This is a genomic window from Winogradskya consettensis (genome assembly GCF_018332715.1).
Classification (GTDB): Bacteria; Actinomycetota; Actinomycetes; order Mycobacteriales; family Micromonosporaceae; genus Actinoplanes; species Actinoplanes consettensis.
The window spans coordinates 92,405-112,369 of record NZ_BOQP01000042.1; the positions used below are offsets into that span (position 1 = coordinate 92,405).

The 19,965-nt window shown below is 69.8% G+C and carries 20 protein-coding genes; 16 read left to right on the top strand and 4 right to left on the bottom strand.

Features of this window, described 5'->3' with window-relative positions:
• Positions 1-15 precede the first annotated feature (15 nt).
• The 7 genes from Aco04nite_RS34885 (at position 16) to truB (ending at position 5,614) form a co-directional block, all read left to right on the top strand.
• Positions 16-1,041, top strand: coding sequence for a TRM11 family SAM-dependent methyltransferase (locus tag Aco04nite_RS34885; RefSeq protein WP_213001500.1), 1,026 nt, complete (start codon positions 16-18; stop codon positions 1,039-1,041).
• 33 nt (positions 1,042-1,074) lie between these two features.
• Positions 1,075-1,368 carry a DUF503 domain-containing protein gene (locus tag Aco04nite_RS34890; protein ID WP_213001501.1) on the top strand — a complete coding sequence of 98 codons (294 nt, stop codon included), beginning with the start codon at positions 1,075-1,077 and terminating at the stop codon, positions 1,366-1,368.
• 100 nt (positions 1,369-1,468) lie between these two features.
• Complete coding sequence (gene rbfA, locus Aco04nite_RS34895; RefSeq protein WP_203838672.1) at positions 1,469-1,936, top strand: 30S ribosome-binding factor RbfA; 468 nt, start codon at positions 1,469-1,471, stop codon at positions 1,934-1,936.
• The gene (locus Aco04nite_RS34900; RefSeq protein WP_244876507.1) at positions 1,933-2,970 is read left to right on the top strand and encodes a DHH family phosphoesterase; all 1,038 of its coding nucleotides are present in this window, start codon (positions 1,933-1,935) and stop codon (positions 2,968-2,970) included. The genes rbfA and Aco04nite_RS34900 overlap by 4 nt, the downstream gene beginning before the upstream one ends.
• A 152-nt stretch (positions 2,971-3,122) precedes the next feature.
• Positions 3,123-3,329 (top strand): hypothetical protein, encoded by a 207-nt coding sequence (locus Aco04nite_RS34905; protein WP_213001524.1) that lies wholly within the window; start codon positions 3,123-3,125, stop codon positions 3,327-3,329.
• Positions 3,330-3,389: 60 nt separating this feature from the next.
• Positions 3,390-4,709, top strand: a complete 1,320-nt coding sequence (locus tag Aco04nite_RS34910; protein WP_213001502.1) for an MATE family efflux transporter — start codon at positions 3,390-3,392, stop codon at positions 4,707-4,709.
• On the top strand, positions 4,682-5,614 hold the full coding sequence (gene truB / locus Aco04nite_RS34915; RefSeq protein ID WP_213001503.1) for a tRNA pseudouridine(55) synthase TruB: 933 nt from the start codon (positions 4,682-4,684) through the stop codon (positions 5,612-5,614). Before Aco04nite_RS34910 ends, truB begins: the two co-directional genes overlap by 28 nt.
• On the opposite strand, the gene Aco04nite_RS34920 is transcribed toward truB, so the two are convergent.
• Positions 5,615-6,550, bottom strand: a complete 936-nt coding sequence (locus Aco04nite_RS34920) for an SDR family NAD(P)-dependent oxidoreductase (protein ID WP_213001504.1) — start codon at positions 6,548-6,550, stop codon at positions 5,615-5,617.
• 118 nt (positions 6,551-6,668) lie between these two features.
• Between Aco04nite_RS34920 and Aco04nite_RS34925 the strand changes: the two genes are divergently transcribed.
• Positions 6,669-7,223, top strand: coding sequence for a TetR/AcrR family transcriptional regulator (locus Aco04nite_RS34925; protein WP_213001505.1), 555 nt, complete (start codon positions 6,669-6,671; stop codon positions 7,221-7,223).
• Here Aco04nite_RS34925 and Aco04nite_RS34930 read toward each other — a convergent pair.
• Both Aco04nite_RS34930 and Aco04nite_RS34935 read right to left on the bottom strand, forming a co-directional pair.
• Complete coding sequence (locus Aco04nite_RS34930) at positions 7,220-7,627, bottom strand: response regulator (protein WP_203838675.1); 408 nt, start codon at positions 7,625-7,627, stop codon at positions 7,220-7,222. The two genes, Aco04nite_RS34925 and Aco04nite_RS34930, sit on opposite strands and share 4 nt — an antisense overlap.
• On the bottom strand, positions 7,624-10,254 hold the full coding sequence (locus Aco04nite_RS34935) for a hybrid sensor histidine kinase/response regulator (RefSeq protein WP_244876511.1): 2,631 nt from the start codon (positions 10,252-10,254) through the stop codon (positions 7,624-7,626). The genes Aco04nite_RS34930 and Aco04nite_RS34935 overlap by 4 nt, the downstream gene beginning before the upstream one ends.
• A gap of 107 nt (positions 10,255-10,361) precedes the next feature.
• Between Aco04nite_RS34935 and Aco04nite_RS34940 the strand changes: the two genes are divergently transcribed.
• The 6 genes from Aco04nite_RS34940 (at position 10,362) to dapB (ending at position 17,343) form a co-directional block, all read left to right on the top strand.
• Positions 10,362-11,285, top strand: a complete 924-nt coding sequence (locus tag Aco04nite_RS34940) for a bifunctional riboflavin kinase/FAD synthetase (RefSeq protein WP_213001507.1) — start codon at positions 10,362-10,364, stop codon at positions 11,283-11,285.
• Between the two features lie 151 nt (positions 11,286-11,436).
• On the top strand, positions 11,437-11,706 hold the full coding sequence (gene rpsO / locus Aco04nite_RS34945) for a 30S ribosomal protein S15 (protein ID WP_023561775.1): 270 nt from the start codon (positions 11,437-11,439) through the stop codon (positions 11,704-11,706).
• Between the two features lie 199 nt (positions 11,707-11,905).
• Entirely contained in the window at positions 11,906-14,242 is a 2,337-nt protein-coding gene (locus tag Aco04nite_RS34950) for a polyribonucleotide nucleotidyltransferase (RefSeq protein WP_213001508.1), read from the top strand.
• A gap of 94 nt (positions 14,243-14,336) precedes the next feature.
• Positions 14,337-15,626 carry a M16 family metallopeptidase gene (locus Aco04nite_RS34955; RefSeq protein ID WP_244876508.1) on the top strand — a complete coding sequence of 430 codons (1,290 nt, stop codon included), beginning with the start codon at positions 14,337-14,339 and terminating at the stop codon, positions 15,624-15,626.
• An 11-nt stretch (positions 15,627-15,637) separates the two neighbouring features.
• A complete protein-coding gene (locus Aco04nite_RS34960; protein ID WP_438874967.1) occupies positions 15,638-16,612 on the top strand; it encodes a phosphatase PAP2 family protein in 975 nt (324 codons plus the stop codon).
• Complete coding sequence (gene dapB / locus Aco04nite_RS34965) at positions 16,609-17,343, top strand: 4-hydroxy-tetrahydrodipicolinate reductase (RefSeq protein ID WP_280519439.1); 735 nt, start codon at positions 16,609-16,611, stop codon at positions 17,341-17,343. Before Aco04nite_RS34960 ends, dapB begins: the two co-directional genes overlap by 4 nt.
• Here dapB and Aco04nite_RS34970 read toward each other — a convergent pair.
• Positions 17,340-17,906: a GNAT family N-acetyltransferase gene (locus Aco04nite_RS34970; protein WP_213001511.1), complete on the bottom strand. Its 567-nt coding sequence runs from the start codon at positions 17,904-17,906 to the stop codon at positions 17,340-17,342. The genes dapB and Aco04nite_RS34970 overlap by 4 nt on opposite strands.
• Before the next feature lie 100 nt (positions 17,907-18,006).
• Here Aco04nite_RS34970 and Aco04nite_RS34975 point away from each other — a divergent pair, with 100 nt between their 5' ends.
• Together Aco04nite_RS34975 and Aco04nite_RS34980 are read left to right on the top strand one after the other, a co-directional pair.
• A complete protein-coding gene (locus Aco04nite_RS34975) occupies positions 18,007-19,221 on the top strand; it encodes a winged helix-turn-helix domain-containing protein (protein ID WP_213001512.1) in 1,215 nt (404 codons plus the stop codon).
• Between the two features lie 66 nt (positions 19,222-19,287).
• Positions 19,288-19,833: a DUF2752 domain-containing protein gene (locus Aco04nite_RS34980; protein WP_213001513.1), complete on the top strand. Its 546-nt coding sequence runs from the start codon at positions 19,288-19,290 to the stop codon at positions 19,831-19,833.
• The last annotated feature ends 132 nt before the right edge of the window (positions 19,834-19,965 follow it).

Genomic DNA, 19,965 nt, shown 5'->3' on the forward strand with positions numbered 1-19,965 from the left:
GTCTTTACTACGGGGATGTCCCGCTACGCCCTGCTGCTCGCACCCTCCGCCAACCGCGTCTACGCCGACCAGGCCGGCCGCCTCTCCCGCGCGGAGCTGGCCGCGTTCTCCCCGGTCCTCTCGGCGCCGCTCACCGAGGTCGCGGAGACCACGATCGGTGGCGTCGGCTACGTCACGTTCCTGGGCGACCTCGCCCCGCGGGACGTCGCGTACCTCTCGAACCTGTCCTCGGGTTACGCCCTGTTCGAACGGGTCGACGAGGATCTGCTGCGCCCGGTCACGCTGGAGCCGCTGGCCCGCTATGACAGCGACCTGATCACCATCCCCAAGTACGCCGGCAAGACCAACGAGCAGTTCACCAAGCTCCTGCTCAACCTGACCCTGCTCGCGTCCGCATCGGCGCCGCGCATGCTCGACGCCCAGCTCACCGTCTGCGACCCCCTGGCGGGCCGCGGAACCACGCTCAACCAGGCCCTCATGTACGGCTACGACGCCCTGGGCGTGGAGATCGACGGCAAGGACGTGGAGGCGTACAAGCTGTTCCTCCAGACCTGGCTGAAGCGCAAGCGGCTCAAGCACACCGCGGATCTCGTCCCGGTACGCCGTCAGGGCCGTCGCGCCGCCCGCCGCCTCGAGGTCACGCTCGCGGCCAGCAAGGAGGATCACAAGGCCGGCTCCGTGCAGAAGATGACCCTGCTCAACGCGGATACCACCCACCTGGACGGGCTGCTCAAGCCGAACTGTGCCGACGTGCTGGTCGCGGATCTGCCGTACGGCGTCGCGCACGGCAGCTACGACGACGAGGGTGGCATCAACCGCCGCCCGCTCGACCTGCTGGAGCGTGCGCTGCCGGTCTGGCTGCCGTTGCTGCGTGCCGGTGGAGCCCTCGGCCTCTCCTGGAACACCAAGGTCGCCAAGCGCGAACTGGCCGAGGACATCCTGCTCGCCAACGGTCTCGAGCTGGTCGCCTACGAGGAGCTGAGCCACCGCGTCGACCAGGGCATCGAGCGCGATGTCGTCGTGGCGAGGAAATCGGGCTGATCTTGTCATACGGCGGGCGTATCGTGCTCGCTGATGTATACGGAGACTGCGATATTCGATCTTCTGCTCCCCGGTGACTCCCAGTCGCTCAAGCAGAAGCGTTCCTACGTGCGGCCGATCATCGCCATGCTGCGCAAGTTCGAGGTCAGCGTGGCGGAGGTCGGCGTGCACGACCTGCTGGGCCGGGCCGAGATCGGCGTGGCCGTGGTCGCTGCCGAGGCGGCCCAGGCCAGGGCGGTGATGGACACCTGCGAGAACCAGATCGCGGGCCGGCCCGAGATCGAGCTTCTCTCGGTGAAGCGCCGGCTGTTCACCGATGAGGATTGACCGGTAGGCGCGACGTTCGGCGCCGCTCGGGCATGGGTAGGCTTCCAGGGTTAGGCGGGGCTGGTGCAGCCCCGCAGGCAAGGTTGTCGGAGGTGGCGATATGTCGGACCCGGCCAAGGCGCGGCGGCACGCGGAGCGGATCAAGGAGCTCGTGGCCTCGCTGGTACGCGAGATCAAGGACCCCCGGCTCGGCATGCTGACCGTCACGGACGCCCGGATCACGGGAGACCTGCGCGACGCGCACGTCTACTACACGGTTCTCGGCGACCCCACCGAGCAGGCCTCGACGGCGGCCGCGCTGGACAGCGCCAAGGGCATGCTGCGAACCAGGGTCGGCCACGCGCTGGGCCTGCGGCACTCGCCGAGCCTCACGTTCGTGCTGGACAACGTCCTGGACAACGTCAAGGAGATCGACGACCTGCTCGAGGCTGCCCGGCATCGCGATGCCGAGGTGCAGCGGCTGGCCGCCGGCAAGAAGTATGCCGGTGACGCCGACCCCTACAAGCCCGAGACGGACGACGAGGACGAGGACGCCGACGAGCGAGTGGGCGCCGAGGAGAAACGGTGACGGACACGGTCGCCCGGGCGCTGCCCGCGGCCATCCCGGACGCGGAGTGGTCCGCGGCCGTCAGGATGGTCCGCGAGCTGGCCCCGGGCGGCCGTGTGCTGCTCATCTGTCACGTCAACCCCGACGGGGACGCGCTCGGCAGCATGCTCGGCTTCGCGCTGGGGCTGCGCAGCCTGGGCGTGGCGGACATCCAGGCGACCTTCCCCGGTGAGTTCGAGGTCCCGGCGCCGTTCGCGGCGATGCCCGGTCTCGACCTGCTCGTCGCGGCGGGGGAGGCCTGGGCCGACCCCGATCTGCTCATCATCTTCGACGTGGCTGCCGAGTCGCGGCTGGGCGCGCTCGCCGACCGGCTGGATCGCGCCCGCGAGAGCATCGTTCTCGATCATCACGCCTCCAACACCGGCTTCGGCGGGGTGCAGCTGGTCGACCCGCACGCCGCCGCGACCTCCGTGGTCGTGGAGCAGTTGCTGGACCGGCTCGACATCCCGCTCGACCGTGAGATCGCCGAGTGTCTCTACATCGCGTTGTCGACCGACACCGGGTCGTTCCGGTTCGACATGACCACGCCGCGGGTGCACGAGATGGCCGCCCGGCTGATCGCGACGGGATTGCGTCCGGCCGAGATCTCCCGCCGCATCTTCGACAGCCGGCCCTTCGGCGCCATGAAGCTCTTCGCCGATGTGCTCGCACGCGCCGAGCTGGAGCCCGAGGCCGCGGGTGGGCTCGGCCTGGTGTGGACCTACGCGACCCTCGATGACCTGGCGAGGCACGAGCAGCGGCCGTATGTGCTCGACGCCCTGATCGACCCCGTGCGCTGCGTAGCCGAGGCGGACGTCTCGGTAGTCGTCAAGCAGGTGGCCGAGGGCGAGTGGGCGGTGTCGCTGCGGAGCAAGGGTGCGGTGGACGTCAGCGCCGTCGCGGTAGCTCTCCGTGGTGGCGGTCACCGGTTAGCGGCCGGTTTCACAGGTTACGGAACTCCGAGTGATGTAATGGCCACTGTGCGTGACCAGCTGTCCCTGCAAACATCTATCTAGCAGCACTAACGTCAATGAAAAGCCAGCCTTCGGGCTGGCTTTTCGCGTTTTTGTGTCCCGTTGGCTGGGATGGGCTGCGCAAAGGGCGGGACTTAACGATAACTTGGGTGAACGGTGATTTGGTTTTTGCACGGTCACAACCATGACCATGAGTGAGGGCCAACCTATGGGGATTCCCCGCGTTGCCGCACCGCCCGTCCGGTGATCCCGGGCCGGTCCACGCGACGCTCGCCCCGACCGATTTCTGTGGAAGGACCGCCATCATGGCCGCCATGCCCAAGCCCAAGCCCCAGCCCGCCGACGAGGCCCGCGAGCAGCTCCGCCGTGCCCTGCAGACGTCGATGGACACCCGGCAGTAGAGGTGTAACTGGCTGGAGTGCATTGCGCTCCTTACGGCGCAGCGGGCATCATGAGAATTCATGAGCCCGCCCGCCGTGGTCATCGACCGCTCCCTCACCCGCCGCATCGCCGCCCTGGCCCTTCCCGCCCTGGTCGTGCTCGCCGCCGAGCCGCTCTACGTGCTCGTCGACACGGCCGTGGTCGGTCATCTCGGGAGCGTGCCGCTCGCCGCCGTCGCGGTCGGCGGGACGGTGATGTCGCTCGCCGTCTGGTTCGGCACCCTGATGGCCTACGGGACGACCGGTCGGGCGGCCCGGCGCTTCGGCGCGGGTGACCGCACCGCCGCGGTCGAGGAGGGTGTGCAGGCCTCCTGGCTCGCCCTGACCACCGGTGTCGTGCTGGTTCTGCTCGCCCAGGTCTTCGCCGGTCCCCTGACCCGAGCCCTCGCGAGCGACCCCGAGGCCGCTCACGCCGCCGCGGGCTGGCTGCGCATCGCGGTTCTCGGCATCCCCGGCCTGCTGCTCGCCGCGGCCGGCAACGGCTGGATGCGCGGGGTCCAGGACACCCGCCGCCCGCTGTACTTCGTGCTCGGCGCCAACGTCCTGTCCGCGGTGCTCTGCCCGGTGCTCGTCTACGCGGCGGACTGGGGGCTCACCGGTTCCGCCATCGCCAACGTCGCGGCGCAGTCGATCACCGGTGGCCTCTTCCTCTGGGCGATCATCGCGGAACGGGCGCCGCTGAGACCCGTACCGTCGGTGATCGGGAACCAGTTGGTCCTCGGCCGCGACCTGCTCATCCGGGGTGCGGCCTTCCAGGCGTGCTGGCTCTCCGCCACCGCCGTCGCCGCACGCTTCGGGGTCGCCGCGCTCGGTGCCCACCAGATCGCCCTGCAACTGTGGTTCTTCGCCGCGCTGGCCCTGGACGCTGTGGCGATCGCCGCCCAGTCACTGGTCGGCGCCGCGCTCGGAGCCGGTGACGAACCGGCCGCCCGGGAGGTCGCCCGCCGGGTCACCCTCGTCGGCGGGATCGCCGGTGTCTGCTTCGCGGTCCTCGCCGCGGCCGGCGCCGGCATCATCCCCGGCCTGTTCACCGCGGACCGGGCGGTGCACGACCAGGCCGCGATCGTCTGGCCCTGGTTCGTCGCGATGCTGCCGTTCGCCGGCGTGGTCTACGCCCTCGACGGGGTGATGATCGGTGCCGGGGACGTCGGCTACCTGCGCACCATGACCCTGGTGGGCGCGCTGGGTGGCTTCCTCCCGCTCATCTGGCTGTCGTACGCCCTGAGCTGGGGCCTCCCCGGCATCTGGGCCGGCCTGGCGATGTTCACCCTCGTCCGGCTCGTGGCCCTCTTACTACGGTGGCGCGGAACCCGATGGGCGGTGGTGGGCGCGACCCGCTGAGCGCCGTCTGGTTGGGTGGAGCCGTGAACGTCGACGGTCTCATCGTTGTGGACAAGCCCGCCGGGATGACCTCCCATGATGTGGTCGCCCGGATCCGGCGCCTCGCCAAGACCCGGCGGGTGGGTCATGGGGGCACCCTCGACCCGATGGCCACCGGCGTGCTGATCATCGGGGTCAACCGGGCGACCAAACTCCTCACGTACGTCATCGGCTCCAGCAAGAGCTACACGGCCACGATCCGGCTCGGACAGTCCACGGTCACCGATGACGCCGAGGGCGACGTGACCTCGACCGCCCCGACCGGTGACGTCACCGACGAGGCGATCCGGGCCGAGCTCGCCACCCGCACCGGCGAGATCGACCAGGTGCCCAGCGCCGTCAGCGCGATCAAGGTGAACGGGCAGCGGGCGTACAAGCGGGTCCGCGACGGCGAGCAGGTCGAGCTCGCCTCCCGCCGCGTCACGATCTTCCGCCAGGACGTGCTCGACATCCGCCGCACCGGCGACGCGATCGACGTCGATGTCGACGTCACCTGCTCCAGCGGCACCTACATCCGGGCCATCGCCCGCGACCTCGGAGCCAAGCTCGGCGTCGGCGGCCACCTCACGGCGCTGCGGCGCACGGCGGTGGGGGATCTGACCCTGGCCGAGGCAGCGACTCTGGAGCAGTTGGAGGAGCGCGCCCCGGACGTGGTGTCGCTCCCCATGGCCGACGCTGCGCGCCAGACCTTCCCGCAGCGCGAGGCGACTCCGGAGGAGACCCGCACGCTCAGCCACGGCGGCCCGCTCGAGCCGGTGGGCATCGAGGGCCCCTACGCCGTCTTCGACCCGGACGGCAACGTCCTGGCGATCGTCGCCGAGCGCGACGGCAAGGCCCGCGCCGAGATCGTGCTCGCCCCGGCCTGATCAGTTCTTCAGCATCTCGGCTGTGGCGATCCAGAGCCGGTCGGCGAGCTCGGGGTCGAGGGCGTACGGCGCGACGGCCGCCGGCTCTGCCTCGTTGGCATCGTCGAAGTACCGCCCGCTGATCCCGGCGACCAGCGGTGACCCCGCCAGCAGGGCCGAGGTGGCGGCGCCCTGCTGCGGCGTCTTCCAGCCGGGCGGCACCTCGAGGGTCCGGCCGGTCTCGTCCTTCGCTCCCACGAACGTCAGCTGCTGATCGTCGAGGTGCCGCTGCAGGTTCGTCATGATCCCGCCCGGGTGCAGCGCGTTGGCGGTGATCCCGTCGGCGGCCCACCGCTGCGCGAGCGCGACGCTGAACAGGATGTTCGCGGTCTTCGACTGCCCATAGGCCGTCCACGCCTCGTACGCCCGGGTGCGGAAGTGGATGTCCTCGAAGTCGACCGGCGCCATGAGATGCGCCGACGATGACACCGAGACGATCCGCGCCGACCCGGACTCCCGCAGCGCGTCGTGCAGCCCGAGCGTCAGTGCCGCGTGCCCCAGGTGGTTGGTCGCGAACTGGAACTCCCAGCCCTCGGTGCTACGCCGCAGCTCCGGCAGGGCCATGACGCCCGCGTTGTTGACGAGGATGTCCAGCGGCCCCGCCCACGATGTGGCCAGCTCCCGGACGCCGGGGAGGTCGGTCAGGTCGAGGTGCCGAACGTCGACGTCGTCGTTCCCGGTGCGGGTCCGGATCTCCTTGGCTGCGCTCTCGCCGGCGGTGGTGTCGCGCGCCGCGATGGTGACGTGCGCTCCGGCTCCTGCGAGGGCGAGCGCGGTCTCGAAGCCGATTCCGGAGGCGCCCCCGGTGATCAGGACCCGGCGGCCCGCCAGGTCGACGCCGGTCAGCACCTCGATGGCGGTCGATGTCGCGGTGAAAGGGGTGGTGAGCAGAGGCATGACTGATCTCCCGGTCGTGGTTCGTTTCCACCGGCGGTAAATAAACCAACCGGTTGGATTGAAGGTAGGCCGCGATGCCCCGGCATGTCAACCAGGTAGTTGGTTTAGAGTCAACGATGTGGCATACGACTCCGCAGCGACGAGAACCCGACTGCTGGACGCCGCCTACGACGAGTTCGTCGAGCGCGGTCTCGCCGGAGCGCGGGTCGACCGGATCTCAGCGGCGGCGGCGGCCAACAAGCAGGCCATCTACGCGTACTTCGGGTCCAAGGACGGGCTCTTCGACGCGGTCCTCGATGCCAGGCTCAAGGTGCTGGCCGAGCTGGTGCCCTTCACCCCGGGTGACCTGCCCGGATACATCGGCGCGCTGTACGACCAGATCGTCGCCGATCGAGGTCTGGTGCGACTGACCCAGTGGAAGGCTCTGGAGCGCCCGAATGCGTCCCCGGGCGAGCTCGCAGCACACCTGGCCAAGGCCGGAGAGCTCGCCGAGGCCCGCGACGTCGACGCCGAGTACGCCATGGACGTCCTGATGCTGACCCTGTCGATGGCACAGGCGTGGAGCGCCACGGCCCCCGAGATCCGCGACGTGAAGGCGGACCCGGAACGCGTCAACCGGCACCGCGACACCCTGATCAGGGCAGTGACGGCGCTCGCCGAAAAGTTGTTCTAGCGCTTCGACAGGTGCTCGGCCACGACGGCGACCAGGTCCGCGGCGGCGTAGGGCTTGTCGAGGAAGCCGTCGCAGCCCGCCTCGATGGCGGCCGCGCGGTCCTGGGGCAGCACGCTCGCCGTCACCGCGACCACGCTCGGCTTGCGGCGGCCCGCGCCGACCTTGCCGGCGGCCAGCTCGCTCGCCAGGGACAGGCCGTTGCCATCGGGCAGGTTCATGTCGAGCAGGACGAGGTCGACGTCCTGGCTGCTCAGCTGGGTGCGCGCCGCGCCGAGGCTGGAGGCGTCCAGGACCTCGGCGTCGCGTACGGCGGCGATCGCGGCCCGGGCCAGGACGGCCTTGACCAGCGTACGGTTCAGCTCCTCGTCCTCGACCAGCAGGATTCGGGGATTGTCGGCCGTCACGGGCTCTCCTTCTCGTCCACGTCTTCCGCACCGCGTACGCCCAGCAGCGGAGCGAGCTTCTCGGAGCCGGCGCCCCCGGCCATCGCGTCGGCGACGATGCCGCCGGCCATCGCGGTCGCGACCAGGGAGGCCTCGCCCGCCGTCGACGCGAGCCCGAGCACGGGGGTCCGCCGGGTCGACGGCTCCTGCTCCATGGCCGCCAGCATGCTGAAGCCGTCGACGGCCGGGGACTGCATGTCGCAGACGATCAGGTCGAACTGGCTCTCGCGGCTCATCGCCAGCCCGTCGTGCCCGTCGGCCACGGCCACCACGTCGGCGCCGCCGGCCCGCAGGCCGTCCTCGATCGCCTGCCGGATGGTGTCGTCGTGATCGACGACCAGCACCCGCGGGGCGGCGGGGCGGGCGGCCACCGAACGGGCCAGCGCGCCGAGCAGGGCGGCCTGGTCGACCGGCTTCACGAAGTAGTCGCGGGCGCCGAGCGCGAGCCCGGCCTGCCGCTCGTCGATGATCGTGGCGAAGAAGACCGGGATGTCGGCGAGGCGCCGGTCGGCCTTGAGCCGCCGGATGACCTCGAAGCCGTCGATGCCGGGCAGCGCGACGTCGAGCACGATCGCGTCGGGTGGGCGGGCGCCGGCTGCGGTCAGGCCCGCTTCGCCCGTCCCGGCCACGTCCACCTGGTATCCGGCGTGCTCCAGCTGGGTCTGCAACAGTTCGGCGGACTGCGGGTCGTCCTCCACCAGCAGCACCCGGGCACCCTCGCCCGAGCTGGTGGAGGTGAGGGACTGGACGACGACGGCGCCCGGTAGGCGTACGGAGAAGGCACTGCCGTAGCCGAGCTCGGATCGCAGCGAGATCTCCCCGCCGTGCGCCTCCACCAGCCGTTTTGTCAGTGCCAGCCCGAGCCCGGTGCCCGCCCGCTGCCGGTCCGGATCGCCGACCTGCTGGAATTCCTCGAAGACCCGTTCCTGATCCTCGGCGGCGATGCCCACACCGTCGTCCGCGACCGTCACGATGACGTTCTCGCCGTCGCGAACCGTCGAGACGGTCAGCTGGCCGCCCTCCGGCGTGAACTTGATCGCGTTCGAGAGCAGGTTCTCCACGATCTGCCGGAACCGCACCCGGTCGGCACTCGCGGTGGCCGGCGACAGCTCGGTCACCACCGTCAGCGACTTCGTGATGAGCAGCGGCGACAGGCCGGTGAGCAGCTCCTGCACCGCCGTGTCGATGCGCAACGGCGCCAGCCGCAGCTCCAGGCGCCCGGCCTCGACCTTCGCCAGATCGAGAATGTCGTTGATCAGCCCGAGCAGGTGCCGCCCGCTGGTGTGGATGTGCTCGACCCAGTCCGCGGGGACCAGGCGGCGGTCACCGTCCGGCTCCTCCTGACGCATCAGATCGCTGAAACCGATGATCGCATTCAGAGGTGTACGCAGCTCGTGGCTCATGTTCGCCAGGAACGCGCTCTTCGCCTGGCTGGCCCGGGTCAGCGCCTCCACGGAACTGCTCAGCTCGTTCGCGAGCCGGCGCTGCGCGGTCACCACGGACATCCGCTCCGCGAGAATCCCGGCCTGCCCGCCGAGCAGTGCGAACAGCCGCAGGTCGTCGTCGCTGAACAGGCTCCGGTGCCGGTTGAACAGCAGCACCGCCCCTTCCGCGTCCGGCGGCACCGGCATGCTCAGCAACGTCACGAAGTCATCGCCCAGATCGTCGCCGTAGTGTTCGACCAGCGCGTCGCCGCCCTCACGCAGCCGAGCGGGCTGACCCGCGCGGATCAGCTGCGTCAGATCGTCAAAACCGAGCTCTTCCGGGGTACGGATGCTGGGCCCCGCGTACGCGATCGGAGCGAGAAGACCGTCGGAGCGCGGCATCAGTACGGCAACCGCGTCCGCTCCGGTCTGCACGCGCATGATGTCCGCGTAGGTCTGCCAGACCTCCTCGGCGGAGTCGACCTGGGCCCGCAACATACGTTCGCTGACGGACTGGGCGGTGGTGGCCGAGAAGGCCCGGCGCAGCCAGCGGGGTGGGGCGAAGGCGATCAGGTAACCGATGCTGCAGATCAGTCCGAGCGCGCGATAGGGCGCGAGGAACTGGTCCTCTTTCTGGATGATGGCAGTCGCGCCGAGCAGGGAGATCATCGCGGCGAACAGCAGCGTGGTCGCCGCGGCTGCGGTCAGACGTGCCCGGTTCGCGCCGGTCCTGGTCCGGGCCTTGCCGAACAGCAACCAGGCGGCGGCCACCTCGATCAGCACGAAGCCGGCGGACGCAAGGGTCCAGCGCCAGTAGACGACCGCGCCTGAGACGGCGACGATCGGAGCCGCTGTGCCGACGAAAACCGCCAGCGCCGCCCAGTTCATCCAGCGCGGAACAGCGCGTAGCCGGGCCGCCAGCCGTACGGTCAGGTAGGACTGCGCAAACAGCACGGCCAGTGTGATGCTGGTCACCCACAGTGGCGGCACGATGTCCAGCGGCTGGAGCAGGATGACCGCGAACCAGAGGGTGCACGGCAGGAAGATCAGAGTGACGTCGCGTTGCAACGGGTCGCGTCGCCGCAGGTAGCCGAGTCCGGCCCGCAGGAACAGAGCCGCGAACATGCACTCCGCAGCGATCGGGACGAGATAGCTCAAGCCCACTCTCATATCGGGATCAACTGTAGCGTTTCAGGCACTCCGGGAGACCGATACTCTTACGCCTGGTCGACGCAGGTGAAATCGGTCGGCACACAGGGGAGGGCGCGGAGATGCAGCGGTGGCGCGGCTACGAGGCGGTGCCGGGCGGTTTCGGGCGGTCCGTGGTGACGATCGGCGTCTACGACGGCGTGCACCGCGGGCACCAGGCGATCATCGGGCACGCCGTGAAACGGGCCCGCGATCTCGGCCTGCAGTCCGTCGTGGTCACGTTCGATCCGCACCCGGCCGAGGTGGTGCGCCCGGGTTCGCACCCGGCGGTGCTCACCGAGCCGGCACGGCATGCCGAGCTGATCGAGCAGCTGGGCGTCGACGCGTTGTGCGTGGTGCCGTTCACGCCGGAGTTCTCGCGGCTGAGCCCCGAGGAGTTCGTGCACGACGTCCTGGTCGAGGCCCTGCATGCCGCGGTGGTCGTCGAGGGGGACAACTTCCGCTTCGGGCACAGGGCTGCCGGCGACCTGGCGATGCTGGCGAAGCTCGGCAACACGTTCGGCTACACCGTCGAGGAGGCGCCGCTCGTCACCGTTGACGGGCTGGTCTTCTCCTCCACCTACATCCGCAGCTGCATCGCCGCCGGTGATGTCGCCGCCGCCGCTGCCGCGCTCGGCCGCCCGCACAATCTGGCCGGCGTCGTGGTCCGGGGCGATCAGCGTGGCAGGGAGCTGGGCTTCCCGACGGCCAACCTGATGTGCCATCGCTACGCGGCGATCCCCGCGGACGGCGTCTATGCGGCCTGGATGCGGCGGGGTGCCGAGTCGCACCGGGCCTCGGTTTCCATCGGGACAAATCCGACGTTCTCCGGCACTGAGCGTCGGGTCGAGGCCTATGTTCTCGACTTCGACGGTGACCTTTACGGCGAGCGGGTCGAGCTCGACTTCGTGGCGCACCTGCGTGAGCAGCGGACATATACCGGCATCGAGCCCTTGATCACCCAGATCAACGAGGACGTGCAACGTACCCGCGAGCTGCTGCCTTAATCGGCTGGTAAGGTTGACACCGGATCGGCTTATCCGATCCAGGGTCTCGCCCGCCTGCCCGACGCCGCGGGCCGCGAGGAAACCGGGTCACTCGTGCAATTCGAGTCACTCGGCCGCCCGAGTCAATCGGCAACACAGAATCACGGAGAACATGGCGCTCGATCAAGAGACCAAGACCAAGATCATGACTGAGTACGCGACCCTGGAGGGCGACACCGGCTCTCCCGAGGTTCAGGTCGCGATGCTCACCAAGCGGATCGCCGACCTCACCGAGCACCTCAAGGTGCACAAGCACGACCACCACAGCCGTCGTGGTCTGCTGCTTCTGGTGGGTCGTCGCCGCCGCCTGCTGAACTACGTTCAGAAGAAGGACATCGCGCGCTACCGGACGCTCATCGAGCGTCTCGGCCTGCGCCGATAGCTTGATCGGGGGAGTAGCCCAACGGGGCTGCTCCCCCGAGCTTCAACCCACGGACCCGCGCGGCCACAGTTCTTCTGACGGCACCGGTCCTCGGTAGTGGTTCCCGGGCCAGAATCCCGGGCACTTCGATCGAAGACCGGCCACGCTGCAACCGCGCTGTAGAGACCGCCGGGTCCTCGACGAAGGAGTACCGCACCACATGACAGAGCAGAAAGCTCTCGGCACCGAATCTCGCACCGCAGTGATCGACAACGGGGCGTTCGGCACCCGTGAGATCACTTTCTCCACCGGCAAGCTCGCGAAGCAGGCCGGCGGCTCGGTCATCGTCCAGCTGGGCGAGACCACCGTTCTTTCGACCACCACGGCCGGTAAGCACCCGAAGGAGCACTTCGACTTCTTCCCGCTGACGGTCGACGTCGAGGAGCGGATGTACGCCGCGGGCCGCATCCCCGGCTCGTTCTTCCGCCGGGAGGGTCGTCCCAGCGAGGACGCGATCCTCACCTGCCGCCTGATCGACCGGCCGCTGCGCCCGTCGTTCACCAAGGGCCTGCGCAACGAGGTTCAGGTCGTCGAGACCGTCCTCACGCTCGACCCGGCGCACCCCTACGACGTCGTCGCCATGAACGGCGCCTCGATGTCGACCAAGCTCTCCGGCCTGCCGTTCAGCGGCCCGGTCGGCTCGACCCGCGTGGCGCACATCGAAGGCCAGTGGGTCGCGTTCCCGACCATCGAGGAGCTCGAGCGGGCCACCTTCGACATGGTCGTCGCCGGTCGGGTCGTCGGTGACGACGTCGCGATCATGATGGTCGAGGCCGAGGCCACCCCGCACGCGGTCAAGCTGATCGCCGCCGGTGCCACCGCGCCGACCGAAGAGGTCGTGGCGAGCGGTCTTGAGGCCGCCAAGCCCGCGATCCGCGAGCTGTGCCGCGCGCAGAGCGAGCTGGCCGAGATCGCCGCGAAGCCGGTCCAGGAGTTCCCGGTCTTCCTCGACTACCAGGACGACGTCTACTCCGCGGTCGTCGAGGCCGTTCGCGAGGAGACCGCCGAGGCCCTCAAGATCGCCGCCAAGCAGGAGCGCGAAGAGGCCCTCGACCGGGTCAAGGACAAGGCGCACGAGCTGCTCGACGCCCAGTTCGAGGGTCGCGAGAAGGAGATCAGCGCGGCGTTCCGCTCGGTCACCAAGTCCGAGGTGCGCCAGCGCGTGCTACGCGAGCAGGTCCGCATCGACGGCCGTGGCCCGCGTGACATCCGCCCGCTGAGTGCCGAGGTCGGCATCCTCCCGCGCGTGCACGGCTCGGCGCTGTTCGAGCGTGGCGAGACCCAGATCATGGGCGTCACCACGCTGAACATGCTGCGCATGGAGCAGGCCCTGGACACCCTCTCCCCGGAGAAGTCCAAGCGCTACATGCACAACTACAACTTCCCGCCGTACTCCACCGGTGAGACCGGCCGGGTCGGTTCGCCGAAGCGCCGCGAGATCGGTCACGGCGCGCTGGCCGAGCGGGCACTGGTGCCCGTGCTGCCGTCGCGCGAGGAGTTCCCCTACGCGATCCGTCAGGTCTCCGAGGCCCTCGGCTCCAACGGCTCCACCTCGATGGGTTCGGTCTGCGCCTCGACGCTGGCCCTGCTCAGCGCCGGTGTGCCGCTGAAGGCGCCGGTCGCCGGCATCGCCATGGGCCTCATCTCCGACGAGGTCGACGGCAAGACCCAGTACATCGCGCTGACCGACATCCTCGGTGCCGAGGACGCGTTCGGTGACATGGACTTCAAGGTCGCCGGCACGAGCGAGTTCGTCACGGCGCTGCAGCTCGACACCAAGCTCGACGGCATCCCGTCGGACGTGCTCGCCGGTGCGCTGCAGCAGGCCCACGAGGCCCGCGCCACGATCCTCGGTGTGATGACCGCGGCGATCGAGGGCCCGGCCACGATGAGTGACTACGCCCCGCGGGTCACCACGGTGAAGATCCCGGTCGACAAGATCGGCATGGTCATCGGCCCGAAGGGCCAGACGATCAACGCCATCCAGGACGAGACCGGCGCCGACATCTCGATCGAGGACGACGGCACGATCTACGTCGGCGCGACGAACGGCCCCTCGGCCGACGCCGCGGTGGAGCGGATCAACGCCATCGCCAACCCGACGCTGCCGAAGATGGGCGACAAGTTCCTCGGCACGGTCGTGAAGACGGCCGCGTTCGGCGCGTTCATCTCGCTGCTCCCGGGCCGCGACGGCCTGCTGCACATCTCCAAGGTGGGCGACGGCAAGCGCGTCGACAAGGTTGAGGACTTCCTCAACGTCGGCGACAAGGTCGAGGTCTCGATCGCGGACATCGACAACCGCGGCAAGATCTACCTGGACAAGGTCCGCCCCGAGGGCGAGGAGGCTCCGGCCGCCCCCGCCGCCGCTGCGGATGGTGACAAGCCCCGCGAGGAGCGCGCCCCGCGCGCCGAGCGTGGTGGCGACCGGGCCGAGGGTGGCGAGCCTCGCCGCCGCCGTGCCCGTCCCGCCGGTGACCGCGGCGGAGACCGCGGCTAATCACCACATGACAACGAGCACTAACCGCGGGCAGGCCGAAAGGCCTGCCCGCGTTACTACCCCATCCGGCCGGCCCGCCGCCGCCCTCAAACGGATGAGGACCGATTCCCTGCAAGACGGTGTACGCCGGACAACTCTCCCGTCCGGCCTGCGCATCCTCACCGAGGCGATCCCGACGACCCGCAGCGCCGCACTCGGCGTGTGGGTCCGGATCGGCTCCCGCGATGAGACGCCCGCGATGTCCGGCGCCTCGCACTTCCTCGAACACCTGCTGTTCAAGGGCACGGAGAAGCGCTCGGCCCTCGACATCTCCGCGGAGATCGAGGCCGTCGGCGGCGAGACCAACGCCTTCACCACGAAGGAATACACCTGCTACTACGCGCGGGTGCTCGACGCCGATCTGCCGCTCGCCATCGACGTGCTCTGTGACGCCGTCGCCAACTCGGTGCTCGCCCCGGCCGACGTGGAGACCGAGCGTGGCGTGATCCTCGAGGAGATCGCCATGCACGACGACGAGCCCGGTGACGAGGTGCACGACGTCTTCAGCGAGGCGATCTTCGGTCCGGGCACGGCGCTGGGCCGGTTGATCTCCGGCACCGAGGAGACCATCACGCCGATGACGCGTACGCAGATCAACCGGTTCTACCGCAGCCGGTACAAAGCGTCCGAGATCGTCATCACCGCGGCCGGCAACCTCGAGCACGCCAAGGTCGTCAAGCTCGTCCGGGCAGCACTTGCGGGCAGTCCGCTCGATCACGAGCCCGAGCAGGCGAAACCGCGCTCGACGACCCGCCACAAGACGCAGCGCCCGGCGACGGTGGTCCGTAACCGGGACACCGAGCAGGCCCACCTCGTCCTCGGCGGGATCGGCATCACCCGCGACGACGAACGGCGTTTCGCGCTGGGCGTGCTCAACAACGTCCTCGGCGGGGGCATGTCGAGCCGGTTGTTCCAGGAGATCCGGGAGAAGCGCGGGCTCGCGTATTCGGTCTACTCCTACGGCAGCCAGTACGCCGACGCCGGCCTCTTCGGCGTCTATGCGGGCTGCGCGCCGGGCAAGGCCGACGAGGTGCTGAAACTGATCCGCGCCGAGTTGGCCGCGGTGGCAGCCGACGGCATCACCGAGGCCGAGCTGGCGCGGGGCAAGGGCATGGTCAAGGGCTCGTACGTCCTCGGCCTGGAGGACACCGGCTCGCGGATGAGCCGCCTCGCGAAGTCCGAGCTGCTCTACGGCGACCTGATGGGCGTCGATGAGCTGCTGGCCCGGGTCGACGAGGTCACCCTCCAGGAATGCAACGAGCTCGCCGCCGACCTGTTCACCCAGCCGATGTCCCTTGCGGTGGTCGGGCCGTTCGACGACGACGCCTTCGCGGCCGCCAGCTAACCTGGGACCCCGTGACCGTCGTCAGCCCCCCGCCCCCCGTCGAGGAAACGGCGGCCCCTGCGGCTCGCCGCAAGCGCCGCATCATCGGCATGTCCATCTGGGCGGTGCTCTTCGCGGTCGGCACGTACTTCATCGGCGTGCCGACCAGCGACCCGCTCATCGCCTTCGGCTGGCTGTGGCTCGCCACCATCGCGTGGCGCAGCGACCTGCCCTGGCGCCAGCACCTGCTCTTCCTGCGTGACTGGCTGCCGATCGCGCTGCTGCTGGTGCTCTACAACGTCTCCCGCGCGTACGCCGACGACCTGTTCGCGCCGCACGTCTACCCGCTGATCCACGCCGACGAGGCGATGTTCGGCTGGGCGACCGGCGATCTGGTCCCCACGGTGTGGCTCCAGGAACACCTCTACCGGCCCGACGTGGTGCAGTGGTGGGAGGTCGTGGTCTCGCTCGTCTACGTCTCGCACTTCCTCGCGGTGCCCACGATCGGTGTGCTGCTGTGGCTGCGCCAGCGCGAGCTGTGGGCCCGGTTCATGCGCCGGTGGTTCACGCTCAGCCTGTTCGGCCTGATCACGTACTTCCTCTACCCGGCCGCGCCGCCGTGGTGGGCATCCCTCTACGGCCAGCTCCCGCAGCACGTCGAGCGCATCTCGACGAACGGGTGGAACGCCATCGGGCTGCACAGCGCCGGCAACTCGCTCAACGCGCTGCAGGTCGACGCTGCCAACCCGGTCGCTGCGATGCCTTCGCTGCACACGGCGTACGCCATGATGGCCGTCTCGTTCTTCCTGCCGATGGTGGCGAAGAAGTGGTGGCCGCTGCTGCTCGCCTATCCGCTCGCGATGACCTTCACCCTGGTGTATTCCGGCGAGCACTACGTCATCGACGTGCTGGTCGGGTGGGCGTACGTAGCGGGCATCTTCCTGCTCGTGGGCTTCGCCGAGCGGTGGTGGGCCCGCCGTCGCGCTGCCGATAAGGTGTCCGCGTGACGATCCGAGTGGGTGTTCTGGGAGCTCGGGGCCGGATGGGCTCCGAGGCGTGCAAGGCGATCGAGGCGGCCGGCGATCTCGAGCTGGTGGCCACCGTCGTCCGTGGCGACAAGCTCGAAGACACCACGGACGCCGACGTCCTGGTCGACCTCACCACGCCGGACGCTGTCATGGACAACCTGCGCTGGGCCATCGACCGGGGCATCCACGCGGTCGTCGGGGTCAGCGGCTTCGACGAGCAGCGCCTCGGCCAGGTCCGCGCGTGGCTCGCGGACCGTCCGGAGGTCGGCGTGCTGATCGCCCCCAACTTCGGCATCGGCGCGGTGCTGATGATGCAGTTCGCGGCCCGCGCGGCGAAGTATTTCGAGTCCGCCGAGATCATCGAGCAGCATCACCCGCGCAAGCTCGACGCCCCCAGCGGCACCGCCTCGCACACGGCCCGGCTGATCGGCGCCGCCCGGGCCGAGGCCGGCCTGGGGCCCATGCCGGATGCCACCAAGGAGGAGATGTCGGGGGCGCGGGGCACCGAGATCGACGGCGTACGCGTCCACTCGATCCGTGCCGCCGGCCTGGTCGCCCATCAGGAGGTGCTCTTCGGCACCACCGGGGAGACGCTCACGATCCGCCACGACAGCCTCGACCGGTCATCGTTCATGCCCGGCGTGCTGCTCGGCGTCCGGACCATCCAGAGCCGGCCCGGTCTCACCGTCGGGCTGGACCCCCTGCTCTAGCTCCCCTGTTCCAGGGAGACGTGCAGCCGCAGCTGGTTGACGAGCATGTCGTCGACGTCGAGGGCCCGGCCGACACCGTCGGGCTCCCAGCCGGCCGACACGAGGAATTTCCGCATCGCGTCGTCCGCCTCGTAGGCCCACGCCACCGCCGAGACGAAGCCGTCCTCCCGCCACAGGTCCACGGTGGCCTGCAGCAGCCGGCTGCCATGGCCGCGGCGTCCCCACCGCGGCTCCACCAGCAGATCGGTGATCGCGGCGACGTTGTCCGGGAGGGCCGGCTCCTCGGGCGCCAGCGCCTGCTCGTCGGCGGGCCCGGAGGCGGCGAAACCGATCACGGTCTGCGCGCTCTCGCTCTGCTCGACGGCGATCAGGACCCGGTGGCGGGGTGACGGGGTCGCGTCGATCGCCTCGGCCCAGCCCCGGGCCAGGTAGGCCTCGTCGAGGTTCGCGAGCACGTGGGCGGGGAACATCCGCCGATATGCCGTACGCCAGGTCGTGAGCTGGATGCGGGCGATCTCCGCGGCGTCCTCGGGACGGGCGGGACGGACGAAGCCGAGAGCCATGCCCGGCAGCCTACAGATCCACGATGTACGCCCGCCGCGGCAGTGTCACCACCGGGTTACGGGGCGTCTTGTCGTACCCGTGGGCTAATCTCCTGCGACGATGGCCGTTCCTGAATCCCTCAGCGTCGCCCAGGCCCGCCGCATCACGCTGGCGGCACAGGGCTTCACCGACCGCGCACCCGGCGGCGCCACCGACCTGCGCCACCTGCGCCGCGTCCTGCGCCGGCTCCACCTGATCCAGATGGACTCGGTCAACGTTCTCCAGCGCGCGCACTACATGCCGCTCTACAGCCGCCTGGGGCCGTACGACCCGGCGCTGCTGGAGCGTGCCGCCTACCGCAACCCGCGCGAGCTGTTCGAGTTCTGGGGTCACGAGGCATCGCTGATCACCGTCGACCTCCAGCCGCTGTTCCGCTGGCGGATGGCCCGCGCCAAGGACTACGCCTGGGGCAACATGGTCCGGATCGCCACCCAGCAGCCCGAGCTGGTCGCCCGCGTCCTCGGGGAGGTCCGCGACCGGGGCCCGATCACCGCCGCCGAGATCGAGCACGACGTCCCGCGCGCCAAGGACAACTGGGGCTGGAACTGGTCGGTGGTCAAGCAGGCTCTCGAGTGGCTCTTCTACTCGGGCGAGATCACCGCTGCCACGCGTACGAGCTCCTTCGCCCGCAGCTACGACCTGACCGAGCGCGTTCTGCCCCGGAAGGTCCTCGACACCCCGACGCCGCACCCGCAGGACGCCTTCCGCGCGCTGGTCGAGCTCGCGGCCCGCTCCCTGGGCGTCGCCGCCGAGGGGGAGCTCCGCGACTACTTCCGCCTCCCGGTCCTCGGCTTCAAGCAGGCCGTCGCCGAGCTGGTCGAGGACAAGGTCCTGCTCCCGGTCACGGTCAAAGGCTGGAAAGCCCCCACCTACCTGCATCACGAGGCGAAACTGCCCCGCCGCGTCCAGGCCGCCACCCTGGTCAGCCCGTTCGACCCGCTCATCTGGGAGCGGGCCCGCACCGAGCGACTCTTCGACATGAACTACCGCATCGAGATCTATGTCCCCGCGGCCCAGCGCCTCTACGGCTACTACGTCCTGCCGTTCCTGCTCGGCGACACCTTTGCCGCCCGCCTCGACCTCAAGGCCGATCGCAAGGCCGGCGTCCTGCAGATCCCCGCAGCCTGGCAGGAACCCGCCGCTGATCCCGGCGAGACCGCCGCTGCCCTGGCGGTCGAGCTCCGCCGCCTGGCGTCCTGGCTCGGCCTCTCCGCGATCAGCCCACCCGAACGAGGCGACCTGGCCGGCCCGCTCACCGCCGCCCTCAAAGCCTGACCCGGCCCCTCTCCAGGCCTGATCGGTGGACAGCTGCGCTGTTGCGCCGGGTGTACCGTGGCCGCCATGAGCAGCACGGCCACCCCGCAGCCCCCCGCACCCCCCAGCGCGGAGTGGGCGGGCTATCCGGGTTACGCGGGCTACCCGCCGTACCCGCCGCCGAAGCAGGACCGGGTCTCCCGCTTCATCCAGTCGAAATGGCAGTCCTCCCCGCTCTGGGTGGCGCCCACGGCGATGTTGGTCTGCATGGCAGGCGCGGTCGGCTACACCCTCGCCTCGAATCCGGCAGCGGCCGACGCGGGCTCAGCCCCCACCTGCCTGCTGAAATACACCACCGGCTTCGTCTGCCCCGGCTGCGGCGGCACCCGCGCGGCCTGGTTCCTGCTCCACGGCGACATCCCGGCGGCAGCCCGCCACCACGCCCTGTTCGTCTTCGCCGTCCCGTTCCTGATCTACATGTACGTAGCCTGGGCCGCGAAACGGGTCTTCGGCTGGAAGATCCCCCAGCTGACCCTCACGCCCACGGTCCTGGGCATCTTCATCGCCGCCTGGGGCCTCTTCAGCATCGCCCGAAACCTCCCCTGGGCCCCCTTCACGTCCCTCTACGTCTGACCCCCCACCTGCGGCGTGCACGGTTCACCTTCGAGAACCGTCCAGCGTGCGAAGCTTCCCCAGGCCAGGGCTGCTGCCCGGAGCGACCGAACGACGTAGCGACACCACGTCGGCTTCGGGGGCGGGGATTGC

Coding starts and splice junctions, on each gene's coding strand:
- Aco04nite_RS34885 (WP_213001500.1), top strand. CDS start 16: ATGTCCCGCTACGCCCTGCTGCTCGCACCCTCCGCCAACCGCGTCTAC.
- Aco04nite_RS34890 (WP_213001501.1), top strand. CDS start 1,075: ATGTATACGGAGACTGCGATATTCGATCTTCTGCTCCCCGGTGACTCC.
- rbfA (WP_203838672.1), top strand. CDS start 1,469: ATGTCGGACCCGGCCAAGGCGCGGCGGCACGCGGAGCGGATCAAGGAG.
- Aco04nite_RS34910 (WP_213001502.1), top strand. CDS start 3,390: ATGAGCCCGCCCGCCGTGGTCATCGACCGCTCCCTCACCCGCCGCATC.
- truB (WP_213001503.1), top strand. CDS start 4,682: ATGGGCGGTGGTGGGCGCGACCCGCTGAGCGCCGTCTGGTTGGGTGGA.
- Aco04nite_RS34920 (WP_213001504.1), bottom strand. CDS start 6,550: ATGCCTCTGCTCACCACCCCTTTCACCGCGACATCGACCGCCATCGAG.
- Aco04nite_RS34940 (WP_213001507.1), top strand. CDS start 10,362: ATGCAGCGGTGGCGCGGCTACGAGGCGGTGCCGGGCGGTTTCGGGCGG.
- rpsO (WP_023561775.1), top strand. CDS start 11,437: ATGGCGCTCGATCAAGAGACCAAGACCAAGATCATGACTGAGTACGCG.
- Aco04nite_RS34950 (WP_213001508.1), top strand. CDS start 11,906: ATGACAGAGCAGAAAGCTCTCGGCACCGAATCTCGCACCGCAGTGATC.
- Aco04nite_RS34955 (WP_244876508.1), top strand. CDS start 14,337: ATGAGGACCGATTCCCTGCAAGACGGTGTACGCCGGACAACTCTCCCG.
- Aco04nite_RS34970 (WP_213001511.1), bottom strand. CDS start 17,906: ATGGCTCTCGGCTTCGTCCGTCCCGCCCGTCCCGAGGACGCCGCGGAG.
- Aco04nite_RS34975 (WP_213001512.1), top strand. CDS start 18,007: ATGGCCGTTCCTGAATCCCTCAGCGTCGCCCAGGCCCGCCGCATCACG.
- Aco04nite_RS34980 (WP_213001513.1), top strand. CDS start 19,288: ATGAGCAGCACGGCCACCCCGCAGCCCCCCGCACCCCCCAGCGCGGAG.